The sequence below is a fragment of the Salinibacterium sp. genome (assembly GCF_031364185.1).
GTDB lineage: Bacteria > Actinomycetota > Actinomycetes > Actinomycetales > Microbacteriaceae > Rhodoglobus.
The window spans coordinates 1-12,661 of the sequence record NZ_JANLVV010000344.1 but is presented as its reverse complement, the minus strand read 5'-3'; the positions used below and the strand labels follow the sequence as shown (position 1 = coordinate 12,661).

Sequence of the window (12,661 nt, the reverse complement as noted above, 5' to 3'; positions counted from 1 at the left end):
CACAGCCCGAACAGTCCACAGCCCGTACCCAGCGGCTACTCCTCGCGCGGCCGCTCGCTTGTGTCGTCGTTGAGCAGGTCTTCGATGGCTTGGTCGACGTCGTCGGGCTCGGGCTCGCCGGCGGTGATGCGGGCGATGAGGGTGGTGGGGTCGTCGAGGTCGCCGGCGGTGGGGACGAGATCAGGGTGCGACCACAGTTCGTCCCTCTTCTCGCTGCCCACGGCATCCGTTACCTTCTGCCACATCGCGGCCGCCTCACGGAGGCGTCGCGGGCGCAGTTCGAGGCCGACCAGGGTTGAGAATGCCGATTCGGCGGGGCCTCCGGATGCGCGCCTGCGGCGCACCGTCTCGGCGATCGCCGCGCTCGCCGGCAGGCGTGTGGTTGCCTCCGCCGTGACCACATCGACCCAGCCTTCGATGAGCGCGAGGGTGGTCTCCAGACGGCTCAGGGCGGCAAGCTGGTCCTCGTTTTTTGGCGGGATCAGGGCGCCCGAGGTCATGGCGTCGCGCAACTCCTCGGGGTTGCTCGGGTCGAAGTCTGCGGCGAGTTGCTCGAGGCGACCGGTGTCGATCCTGATGCCCTTCGCGAACTCCGTGATGGAACTGAGCAGCTGCAGTCGCAGCCACCGTGCATGGTGGAACAGTCGGGAGTGGGCCAGTTCGCGCACTGCGAGGTAGAGCTGCACCTGATCGGTGGCAATGTCGAGCCCGGCACCAAATCCCAGCACGTTCTGGGGCAGGATGGCGGCCTGCTCGCCATCCAGTAATGGAATGCCGATGTCGCCACCGGAGACGACTTCGCTCGAGAGTTGCCCTACGACCTGCCCGAGCTGCATGGCGAACAGGGTGCCGCCGACGTTGCGCATCAGCTTGCTGGCGTTCTGGATCATGTCATCGAGCTCGCCGTCTTCGGGCGCGCTCTGCGCCAGCACGTCGGTCAGCGACGTGGCGATGGAGTTCGCGACCGGCTCGGCCAGTTGCGTCCAGACGCCAATCGTGGCCGTGACCCATTCCTTGCGGCTCATCAGTTTGGGAACGCTGGTCAGCTCCGAGATGGTGGTGGCTTCGTCAAGCCAGAGGGATGCCACGTGCAGGGCCTGCTCGAGCTGCGACCGCTCGGCGGGGAGCGACACCACGGTGCCGCGCTCGGCGATCCCGGTCGCCTGCTGCAGCGCCAGATCCCAGTTGATGCCGTCGCTTGTATTCTGAAGCGCCGCCTGGAGCTGGCTGATCAGTTGCGCGACCATCTCGGGATCGTTCGGCAGCCCCGCGGCGCAGGCAAGCTTCGCCGGGTCGAGCTCGGTGTTGCCGGCAAGAAACTCTTTCAGCATGTCGCGGAACTCGTCTTCCGGGTTGCCCGCGCCAGTGTCGTCCCGCGAATCGTCAGCCATGCAAACTACGCTAGCGGCTGCACGCACGACCGGGCTGGAATTTCACCTAGGCTGGTGTTTTCGAGCTGTGCGCCCGTGGCGAACAGCCGAATCTCACCTCGCGCGTAAGGATACCGGTGGCACTTTTCACCGACATTTCACCAGACCCTGAGCCCCGCCCCCGGCGCCGGTGGATCGGCTGGACGATTCTCGGAATCGGCCTCGCTGGCCTGCTCGTCGTCACGCTCGTCCCCGCGCCGTTCGTGATCGAGCAGCCAGGGCCCGTCTATGACACGCTCGGTGATGTGTCGATCGACGGCGCCGAGGTTCCGATGATCCAGATTCCGGATGAGAAGACGTTCCCCACCGGGGGCTCTCTCGACATGCTCACGGTCAGCATCCGGGGTAATCGCCAGGAGCTTCCGAGCTGGTTCGAGATCGCGTCCGCATACCTTGACCCGAGCAAGGCCGTTGTGCCCGTCGACCTGATCTACCCGGCAGGGGTGTCGTTGGACGACTCGAACAACCAGGGCCAGGTCGACATGGCCAACTCGCAGAAGGAGGCAATCGCGGCCGCCCTGACCGAGCTCGGCTATACCTTCGCCAGCACGGTGACCGTAGTGGAGGCATCCCAGGGTTCCCCGTCTGCCGGCGTGCTGGAAGCGGGCGACGTGCTGCTCAGAGTCAACGGTGCCACGTTCGCGGACGTCACCGGGCTGCGCTCCGAAATTGCGGCGAATGGGGTGGATAGGGCGGCCGTCATCGACATCACCCGCAGCGGGAAGCCCGAAACGGTCAGCATCACCCCGACTTTGAGCGACGGAGACAGTCCTGCGCCCATCATCGGGATTATCGCGGGGGGCGACTACGACTTCCCCATTAACGTGAAGATCCAGCTCGAGAACGTGGGCGGTCCGAGCGCCGGCATGATGTTCGCTCTCGGCATCATCGACAAGCTTACCGAGGGCAAGCTCAACGGCGGCGAGATCGTTGCCGGCACGGGAACGATCAGCGGGTCCGGCGAGGTGGGCCCGATCGGCGGCATTCAACAGAAGCTCTACGGTGCCAGGAACGCTGGTGCTGACTGGTTCCTGGCACCGAAATCGAACTGCGGCGAGGTCACCGGTCACATCCCCGACGGGCTCACCGTCTTTGCGATTGCGACACTGGATGACGCGCTTGCGGCCCTCACCGCCATCGAGTCAGGCGCATCCACCAGCACACTGCCCGCCTGTCCGGTCAGGTAGCAGTAACGCCTCGGCGGGTAATTTTGCAGCATTGCTGCTTTAAGCTGGTGGCACGCCCCCCAACAGCAGGAGCACCAACACCGTGTCGACACAATCCTCACCGACCGCGACCAACAGAACGAGGGTCACCCTCACCATCACGGCGGTGATCATTGCCGTTCTCGTGATCGCTTTCTTCGTGGTCTCGAACCTCTACACCGAGGTGCTCTGGTACGACCAACTTGGCTTCCTGGGCGTGCTGACCACGCAGTGGTTTGCCGGTGCTGCGATGTTCCTGGTCGGATTTCTCGGCATGGCCATCCCGGTGTACGTCAGCATCCTGGTCGCGTTCCGCGCCCGTCCCGTCTACGCGAAGCTCAACTCACAGCTCGACCGATACCAGCAGGTTATCGAGCCGCTACGCAGGCTTGCGATGATCGGCATTCCGGTCGTACTCGGAATTTTCGGCGGAGTGTCGACCGCGACCCACTGGCCGGTGGTTCTCCAGTGGCTCAACAAGACCCCATTCGGTCAGGTCGATCCGCAATTTGGGCTCGACATCTCGTTCTACTTCTACGACCTGCCGCTGTTCCACGGGGCGCTCGGATTCGCCTCGGCGGTCGTGCTCATCTCTTTCATCGGAGCAGTCGCCACCAGCTACCTGTATGGCGCATTGCGCTTCAACGGCCGCGAGGTGCGCATCTCACGCTCCGCCCGCATCCAGATCGCCATCACCGCGGCGGTGTTTATCGCTCTGCAGGCCGCGAGCATCTGGCTCGACCAGTTCACGACCCTGTACTCACCGGCGCAGGGATTCCTGGTGACCGGAGCCGGATACACCGAAGCCAACGCCACCATTCCCGGCCGCGCTATTCTCGCCGGCATTGCGGCCCTGGTGGCCGTGCTCTTCATCGTGACGGCGATCATCGGACGCTGGCGCCTGCCGATCATCGGCACGGCACTGCTCCTGGTCAGTGGGCTGGTCGTCGGCAGCCTCTACCCCTGGATCGTCGAGCGGTTCCAGGTCGTGCCGAGCGCCCAGACGTACGAGGCGCCCTACATCGAACGCGATATCAAGGCCACTCGAGAGGCGTACGGCGTCAGCGATGTGAAAGAGGTGCCGTACAGCGCCACCTCCGACGCCGCACCCGGCGCACTGAGGGCGGATGCGGAGACCACGGCCAACATTCGAATCCTCGACCCTGCAATCGCACCAAATGCGTTCAAACAGCTCGAGCAGTTCAAGCAGTACTACGACTTCGCACCGCACCTCGATGTTGACCGCTACAACATCGACGGAAAGACCCAGGACACGGTGATCGCGGTACGAGAGTTGAACCAGGCCGGCCTCGGCGACTCGCAGACCGATTACAGCAACACGTTCGTCTACACCCACGGATACGGCGTGGTCGCGGCCTACGGCAACCAGCGCTCGTCGGGAGGCGAGCCCGTGTTCCTGGAGTCGGGGATCCCCAGCGTTGGCTCCCTGGGTGATTTCGAGCCTCGGGTCTACTTCGGCGAGAAGTCGCCCGCATATTCCATCGTCGGTGGAGCCAAGGGCAGCAAAAAGATCGAACTCGACTATCCCTCGGGAGGTGAGAAGAGTGAGCAGAATGCGTCTACGACCTTTACCGGCAACGGAGGCCCGAAACTCGACAACGTGTTCAAGAAGCTCATCTACGCGATCAAGTTCCAGTCTGAGCAGATCTTCTTGTCGGAGGCCGTGACCGATAAGTCGCAGATCATGTACGACCGCGACCCGAAAGAGCGCGTGCAGAAAGTTGCGCCGTACCTCACACTCGATAACGACTCGTACCCGGCCATTGTCGACGGCAAAATAGTGTGGATCGTCGACGGATACACGACCGGCACCAACTACCCATACTCTCGGGTCGGGCAGCTCAGCGACATGATCGCCGACACCTACACGCCGAAACCCGCGTTCGCCGTCGATGACGTGAACTACATCCGCAATTCGGTCAAGGCCACCGTCGACGCCTACGACGGCAAGGTGACGCTGTACGCCTGGGACGACAAGGATCCCGTGCTGAAGACCTGGGAGAAGGTCTTTCCCGCCACGGTCAAACCGATGAGCGACATGGATCAGCAACTGCTCGATCACGTGCGCTACCCCAGCGACCTATTCAAGGTGCAGCGTGCCATCCTGGGCTCCTATCACGTCACCGACCCCGGCTCGTTCTTCTCCAGCGATGATCAGTGGGTCACTCCAGAAGACCCGGTAAGCACGACGGCGAATATTCTCCAGCCGCCCTACTACCTCACGATGCAGGTGCCGGGCACCGATGCTCCCGCATTCACCCTGTACTCGACGTTCATTCCGAAGGCGAGCGCCGATTCCACTCGAAACGTGCTGACCGGGTATCTAGCGGTCGATTCGGATGCCGGGCCCAACTACGGCAAACTGACGCTGCTTACCCTCCCGAAGCAGACGACGCAGCCCGGCCCCGGGCAGGTACAGACCAACTTCCGCACCAATACTGACGTGGCCAATCAGTTGGCATTGCTTCAACGCGGCGAGACCAAGGTCGAGTTGGGTAATCTTCTGACGCTACCGGTGGGTGGTGGGCTTCTCTATGTGCAGCCCGTGTACGTGCAGGCGACCACAGGAACGATCTACCCGCTGCTGCGCAAAGTGCTTGTCTCGTTCGGTGACAAGATTGCCTTCGAAGACACCCTCAATCAGGCGCTGGATACGCTGTTCGGCGGTGATTCAGGAGCAAATGCCGGTGACGGCTCGGTGACGCCGACCACGCCGACTGATCCGACCACGCCGACGACCCCGACCACGCCCACGGATAACGCGGCCCTAAGCAAGGCACTAGCCGACTACCAGGCGGCATTCGCAGATCGGCAGGCGGCATACGCCGCGAATGACCTGGTCTCGGCTGCAGAGGCGGACGACCGCATGGTCAAGGCCATCGAGCAGGCCATCGCGGCATCCAGCTAGCCATCCGGGCCCGCCACCCCTGGCGGGCCCGAACCTTGCGCTGTGTTACGCTGGTATTACGCCGCGGGGTGGAGCAGTTCGGTAGCTCGCTGGGCTCATAACCCAGAGGTCGCAGGTTCAAATCCTGTCCCCGCAACCAAAAAGTGCAACAAAAAGTGCAACGAAAAGTGCAACGAAAATAAAGCAACCAAAATAGGAATGGCCCGGTCTTCAGACCGAGCCATTCCTGCTGCACTTTTGGTCTTCCCCCCTTATCGCGCAACCGCGAGACCCGACACAGGTACGGTTGTGGTCTTGCGAACGCGCAGTTCCCCGGGTCTCGATGGGGGTTGCCCCTACGTGCCCAACTTCCCGTCGTCGTGACCGGCGTGACGCCGTGGGCAGCTGGACGGCGTGCGGTTCGGACGCGAAGCCGCGCGTGGGCGCCGTCACCGCTGTGCAGTCCGGATTGTCGAGCACCGAAACTAGCTCTCCACCGCGCATTTCTCGATAGATCGACGGCTCAGTAGGGGAGTCAAATCCTGGCCCCGCTTCGAAAGAGGAGGCAACGAAAAAGTGTGTTCACGCCCGGATCGGCACGCGTTACAAGCGAGAAACAACCCTCATCACCAGGGGCCAGACTCGCGCCACGGAGGTGTGGTTTACCTTTTCGGCGGGCGAATGGAGGTCGTGAAGTTCAGTCCCGATCGAAATGATGTCGTCGATGGGCACGCGACGGCTGAACATACCGAGTTCGAGCGAACATTGGGACACCTCGACGCTCGGCTCGGATCCCATCACATCGCGATATGCCTGTGAGGCGATCGCGAGTAGCTCCGAGTCTGGTCGATAGGGGAATTCGGGAGCATCCAGGCCGAAAATGCGAACATTGATGCCTCCGCCAGCGAGGTCGGCGAGCGCGCTGACTCGATGGAGCACGTCGTGTTTGCGAGACGAGACGGCCGATGTGATGGTGGACATCAATCGGGCACCCTCGGGCGTGGTTCTGATCGTGCCGAGATTATTGGAGGTTTCGACGCGCCCAGGAACATGTAGGTTCCAGCTGATGACGCCGTTCGGTATCAACTGGGTGAGCTTCGCAAGGCGTTTGCCTGATTCCCCCGAGAAAGTCCGCCGTGGAGCGGCAACGTCCAATAATTCGAGCCGGATGTTGGGATCCGCGAGCATGAATTCGTCGTGGAGGTCCGTCTGGAGGAGTGCAATGATCGCAGCCACGCTATCTGCATGCTCCGGGCGCATCACAAGCACAACGTGAGCATCCGCGGGAATTGCATTATTTTGTGCACCCCCCGAGAGATCGGCAATGAGTACGTCATTATCCCGCAAAATTTCCGTCAGGCCCCGGGCCAATACCTGAATAGCATTCGCTCTTTCACGTTGGATGTCGAACTCACAGTGACCACCTTTGAGCCCGCGAACCGAGAACAGGCGGGTCACGGTGTGAGTGAGAGGAATGGATGTCCACTCCGCCGGGACGTCCACCGTGAAGGTGACGTCTCCGCTGCACCCCGCCAAAATTTCGCTTTCGCTGATCCAATTAAAGTCGATCATTCGCCGGCCGCTGAGCTGAGTTGTATCGAAGTGTGCGGCCCCGCCCTTCCCCAATTCCTCCATAGAGGTGAAAACGGCTTCGAGTGGAGGGTGCGGAAGGTTGTCGGAGGCGAGAAGCGCCAAAATATAGGACACCCCGATGCCGTTATCCGCTCCGAGGGACGTTCCGTTTGCGGAGATGAAATCCCCTTCGACAACAAGTCGAATCGGGTCGTTGACGAAATCGAACTCGGTGTTCTCGGCCTTCTCGCAGACCATGTCGAGGTGGCAGTGCAGCACCAGTGGTGCGGACTGCTCCAGACCGCCCTGGCCGGGTTTTTTGACAAGAACGCAGTGCAGATCATCCTTGACCGCTTCGAGTCCGTGTTCATGAGCGAAAGAAACAACCCACTGCGCAACGCGTTCTTCGTTACCGGAACCGCGAGGGATGTTGGCAAGAATCTCGAAGAAACCGAGAACCTCTTGTGGCTCGAGTCGATCGAGCACACCCTGGGTGACAACAGTTGTGGCGAAGCCTTCGGTCATGAGCTCTCTCCTAATAATTGACGTTGCTCATTTGACGACGCCGTCGCGTGAGCGGGCCATGGTGAGGGCGACCACAGCGATGATGACCACCCCATAAACCAAGTTCTGCGCCTGAGCCTCAATCCCAATGACCGCTGTTGCGATAGGGATCAAGGCGATGGTGAGGGCGCCGAATACGACGTTTATGGGATTGGTGGACCCGCCCGAGATCGACGTGCCGCCCACGATGGCAGCGGCGATTCCGGGAAGGAGCAGGTCGCTTCCGAGGCCGGTCGGGGAGGCAGAACCCGCCTGCGCGATGATGGTGATCCCGGCGAGCCCGGCCAGTAATCCAGAGAGAGCGAACGCAGCGACTTTGAGCCATCGAGTATGCATCCCTGAGAATATTGCCCCGGTTTCGTTGAGCCCGATCGCTGTCATCCCCTGGCCGAATCGGGTGAACCGCAAAGTAACCCAAAGTAGAACTGCGGCCCCGACCCCGAGCCAGAATGTCAGCGGGATGCCCGCCACACCATTTTGGAAGAGCCCGACAATCGGCTCGCCGTTCTTTGACACGTACACCGTCGTCGCGTTGCTGACCACGAGAGCGCCGGCCTGGAAAATTCCAAACGTCCCGAGGGTGAGAGCGAAGGAAGGCACCTGGGTAAATGCGACGAGCAGTCCGTTGACAGCCCCGAATAGCGTCACGATCACGACGATGACGAGGGGAGCAGCGGTCGACAGTGGCGCCAGCATCATCGCGAGGAGGATGGCCGCCAATAGCGTGAGTGAGGCGTTCGACAGGTCGATGGATCCCACATTGAGCACGAGCGCCTGGCCCAGCGCTACAAGGAGAATCGGCGCGGCGGATGTAGCGACGACGATCAGCCCTCCTCCTCCGACGAAGGTTGGCGTCAACGCAGCGACCAATCCGAACATGGCGACGAAGATAGTGAGTGGTCCGACGGTCTGCCAGATCTTTTGGGGGTGCCACTTCTTCCTCGGGCGAGTACTCTCCGGAAGCAGAACGTCATCCAATGAACGATCAATTACGGTGGCGTCCATGTGGGCTACACCATCCCTTCCAGGAGGTCGAGGGTCGAGGGATTATCTACTGCAACGTTGAAACGAGCCGATACCTCGCCGTCGCGCATCACGATGATGTCGTCGCCGATGTCAAGCGCCTCCTCGAGAGTGTCAGCGAGAAGGATGACGGCGGCGCCCTCGGCACACACGGTTCGAATGTGCTCGTTCACGGTTTGCGAAGCTCCCGGATCGAGTCCCCGCAGAGGGTGATCTAACACGAGAACTTTTAGGTTCGGAGAATTCAGCCACTTTGCCATCACTACCTTTTGCTGGTTGCCGCCGGAAAACCGGTCCAGTTCCAACGAGCTGTCATTCGGGCGAACATCCAGCGTCTCGAACCACTCCTGGGCGATCCGAGCGCGATTGTGGGGAACGAGGATCGGCCCCCTGGCGGCCCTGCCCGGGTGGGTGAGCGTGATGTTCTCCGCCGCCGAAAGGGCCCCGACCATACCCTCCACCTTGCGCTCAGCCGGAACGTAGCCGACCCCCGCCGCGACTGCCTTGGTGACGCTCCATGAATGTACGGCGACACCGCCAATGGACATGGTGCCGCCATCAGTAGCCTCGGCGCCAAAGATGGCTCTGGCAAGTGACTCTCGGCCCGATCCGGTCGCTCCAATAATGGCGGTAAGGCGTCCCGGCAGTACCGAGAATGACACGTCTCTGTATTTCCCATTCCGGGTTAGATTGGTGGCCTCAAAGACAGGCACGAGTGAACCATCGTCGACGGGGTGATCTCGCTTTACCGCATGTGACTCGCGGCCCACCATCAGCTTGAAGAGCTCGTCTTCCGTGACGTGGTCACTACGCCGGTCGGCCACAACTTTGCCGTGCCGCATCACGATGATGCGGTCGCAGATGCGCATCACTTCGTCCAGGCGGTGTGAGACGAAAATCACGGAACCGAAGTCCTTGAGTTTGCCGATCTCGCGTTCGAGAACGGCAGTTTCGGTGCGTTCGAGCAATGACGTCGGTTCGTCAAGAATGACGAGCGGGGCCGTGATCCGATGCTGCTCTACTCGAATGGCGCGAGCGATCTCGACCATCTGCCGGTCGACGAAGGGGAGGTCGCCAACACGCGTTTTCGGGTTGAGCTGTGAGCCAATTCTCGCGAGCGACGCCGCGGCGTTTTTGTTCAACCTGCCCCAACGGTAAAACCCGAACCGAACAGCGCTTCCCCGTTCCGTAACTGCGTTCATCTCGATGTTTTCGGCGACAGACAGATTGGTAAATAGGGACTGCTCCTGATGAACGACACCGATTCCAGATGCCACGGCGTCACGGGGGCCGCGGAACCGCACAACCTTCCCGTCGACTTCAATGGAACCGCCGTCGGGTTGGTAGATACCGGTGAGGATCTTGATCAGCGTCGACTTCCCAGCACCGTTCTCGCCGACAAGTCCGACGACCTCGTTCCGGGCGATCTCAAGCGATATCCCCACGACTGCGTGCACTGAGCCAAAACTCTTACGAATATCAGTGAGTTTGAGAACGGGCGCGTGAGTGGGCCGGTCCTGATCGTCGCCGGTCATTTCGCGATCCTCAGTCGATCACGCTGTGACCACGCCGCGGCGACTATCGCTGCTACAAGGATCGCTCCTGACACTGCCGACTGATAGTTCGGGCTCACACCGGCGAGGATGAGGCCGTTATTGAGCACCGTGAGAAGGATGACGCCGAGGGCGGTTCTGAGAACTCCGCCCTTGCCCCCGCCCAGCGACGTGCCACCAATGACAACCGCCGGGATCGTGACGAAAAGGAGGCCCACGCCAACGGTTGCCGATCCGGATCCAAGTTGTATCGAGGCAATGGCGCCGGCGAGCCCGCTGAGGGCACCAGCAATGATGAAAACAAATATTTTGAAGCGGTCGACGGATACTCCGTTGCCTCGGGCAATTAGCTCATTATTTCCGATGGACAGGATCACCCGACCCAGCCTCGTGAATCGAAGGAGCGCAGCACCTCCGATGACGACAACGGCGGCGAGGAGGAACGCGTTGGGGAGCCCAAAGGTGAGCTGCGACGACCAGGTTGATAATTCATCGTTTGTGAGGGAGGGTATCGTCTCGGTGCCGAACAGGACGGTAGCAATTCCGAGGCCGACGAACCACATCCCCAGCGTGACGATGAAGGACGGAACTTTGACTTTGGTGTAGATCGTCCCACTCACCGCGCCGAGCGCAGTGCCTACTGCAATGGCCGCGACAAACGCCAGGATGCCGAGATCAGGGCCACCGCGACTGTTGGCTGACAACAGCACAAAAGTCATGCCGGAGGCACCCATCACCCCCTCGACCGAGAGGTCGATCGAACCCAGGAGAATGACCAGGGTCGCACCCACGCCGATGATCAGGGGGAGGGCACTCTGGTCGAGAATGTTTTGGAGGTTTGTCAGGGTGCCAAACCTCGGATTGAGAATGGTGAACGTGATCCCGAGCACTACGAGAGCTCCGACCAATGCGACCGGTTCGCCCCATGTGCGCGGAAATGTTCGGGCTGTTTCAGCCCTGGTAGAGGGCCTCGAGGGGGTCTTATCTGTCATGGCCGGTGCCAGCACAGCGGGTTCCGTGGGGAGCATTTTTCCACCTCGTGACGAGTGAGTCGTATAGCAGGATTTGGAGACTCCCGGCCGCAACCCCGGTGGGGTTGCGGCCAGGAGCGAGACGGAGCGAGAAGCCTGGGTGCTCCACGTAGTTACGGAAGAACCTCCGGTCCGCCACCGATCAGCGGGACAGGCTGAGTGTCCCAGGGGCCGTTCTTCACCAGTGAATCAATCCATCCGGGGATGTCATCGTCCCACTTGGTGAATTCTCCGAGGTTCGCTGGCGTAACGCAGCTGATCTTGAAGAGGCTGTCTCGCTTATCGTGGGAGAGGGTAGACGGATCGATCTCGCCCGTTGCCGCGAGATACGCGGTGTAGAGACCCATTGCGGAGGCCATGTATCCGCGATGAAATGTTTCGCCGACGATGGCGTTGTTGCCCTCGCCCGCCTTCATTGATGCGATGGTGGGGGGGTAGAGCCCGTCCGAGGCAAACTTCACCTTGTCAAGAAGACCCGCATCTTTGAACGCCTGCATCGCACCGATCTGCATACCATCATCGGCTGTCCAGACGCCACTAATCGTGTCTCCGTATTTGGCGATGAGATCTTGAGTGTTTTTGTATGCGAGCTGAGGATCCCAACCAGAGGGTCGTTCTTCAAGTAGCTTCACGTTGGGAAACTTCGTCTTCAGAGTGTTTTCCATACCCGCAACACGCGTCTGGCTGGTGGTGCTGTCCTGCACGCCCGGCAGAGCGATGATGTTGCCCTTGCCGCCGATTGCGCTCGCGAGCGCGTCAGCCGTGCAGGCGCCGCTGTCAACTCCGGGGTGCTTTTGGAACGCTACGAAGTTGTTGCCGACGTCCCAGGGCTCGAGGCTGTCCGGCTTGTTCCACCAAATGGTGACGAATCCGCCAGCAGCTTTCACCGCGTTGACGATGGTGGGAGCGTCAGAACTGGCAACCGTGTTGACGAACATCACGACCTTCTTGCCTTTGGCAAGAATGGCCTGGATCTTCGAGATTTCAGTTTGCGACGATCCGTTCGAGTCGACGATCTCCAGGGGAATATCGAGCTTCTTCGACAGCGCCTTGGCGCCCTCGATGTTCGAGGCCATGTAGGGGTTGGTCGTGTTGATGACCGAGGCCACCAGGACGATGTCGTCCTTGGCGATCGGCTCGGAGGCGGTGTCGGTGGTCGATGAGCAAGCCGCGCTCAGGCCGAGCACCGCCGTGGTCGCGAGGCTGGCAGCTACTCGTCGCCGCGAGATCTTGATGGCCATTCTGGGCTCCTTTGACAAACACACGGTTGTGAAGTCAATCACAACTCCGATAGCCCATTATGCTGCGGACTCCCTGGCTTGCAAGAGTTATGGTTGCAGCCGGTGTCCCAAAGGCAGGGCATGCGCCTTCAAAC

8 protein-coding genes and 1 tRNA gene are annotated in these 12,661 nt (G+C 61.1%); 3 read left to right on the top strand and 6 right to left on the bottom strand.

The annotated features are described in order from the left end of the window. Nucleotides 1–35: 35 nt before the first annotated feature. Nucleotides 36–1,391 carry a zinc-dependent metalloprotease gene (locus RMN95_RS15280; protein WP_309617764.1) on the bottom strand — a complete coding sequence of 452 codons (1,356 nt, stop codon included), beginning with the start codon at nt 1,389–1,391 and terminating at the stop codon, nt 36–38. Between the two features lie 116 nt (nt 1,392–1,507). Here RMN95_RS15280 and RMN95_RS15275 point away from each other — a divergent pair, with 116 nt between their 5' ends. The 3 genes from RMN95_RS15275 (at nt 1,508) to RMN95_RS15265 (ending at nt 5,703) form a co-directional block, all read left to right on the top strand. Next, nucleotides 1,508–2,617: a S16 family serine protease gene (locus RMN95_RS15275; protein WP_309617763.1), complete on the top strand. Its 1,110-nt coding sequence runs from the start codon at nt 1,508–1,510 to the stop codon at nt 2,615–2,617. An 82-nt stretch (nt 2,618–2,699) separates the two neighbouring features. Further along, nucleotides 2,700–5,564, top strand: coding sequence for a UPF0182 family protein (locus RMN95_RS15270; RefSeq protein WP_309617762.1), 2,865 nt, complete (start codon nt 2,700–2,702; stop codon nt 5,562–5,564). 62 nt (nt 5,565–5,626) lie between these two features. Next, a tRNA-Met gene (locus RMN95_RS15265) sits at nt 5,627–5,703 on the top strand. Between the two features lie 443 nt (nt 5,704–6,146). On the opposite strand, the gene pepD is transcribed toward RMN95_RS15265, so the two are convergent. From pepD to RMN95_RS15240, 5 genes are all read right to left on the bottom strand, one after another. After that, on the bottom strand, nt 6,147–7,640 hold the full coding sequence (gene pepD / locus RMN95_RS15260; protein ID WP_309617761.1) for a beta-Ala-His dipeptidase: 1,494 nt from the start codon (nt 7,638–7,640) through the stop codon (nt 6,147–6,149). Nucleotides 7,641–7,667: 27 nt separating this feature from the next. Beyond that, entirely contained in the window at nt 7,668–8,684 is a 1,017-nt protein-coding gene (locus RMN95_RS15255; protein ID WP_309617760.1) for an ABC transporter permease, read from the bottom strand. A gap of 5 nt (nt 8,685–8,689) precedes the next feature. Next, nucleotides 8,690–10,237, bottom strand: coding sequence for a sugar ABC transporter ATP-binding protein (locus RMN95_RS15250; RefSeq protein ID WP_309617759.1), 1,548 nt, complete (start codon nt 10,235–10,237; stop codon nt 8,690–8,692). Beyond that, nucleotides 10,234–11,283: an ABC transporter permease gene (locus RMN95_RS15245; RefSeq protein ID WP_309617758.1), complete on the bottom strand. Its 1,050-nt coding sequence runs from the start codon at nt 11,281–11,283 to the stop codon at nt 10,234–10,236. The genes RMN95_RS15250 and RMN95_RS15245 overlap by 4 nt, the downstream gene beginning before the upstream one ends. A gap of 116 nt (nt 11,284–11,399) precedes the next feature. Beyond that, entirely contained in the window at nt 11,400–12,527 is a 1,128-nt protein-coding gene (locus tag RMN95_RS15240; protein ID WP_309617757.1) for a sugar ABC transporter substrate-binding protein, read from the bottom strand. Between the last annotated feature and the right edge of the window lie 134 nt (nt 12,528–12,661).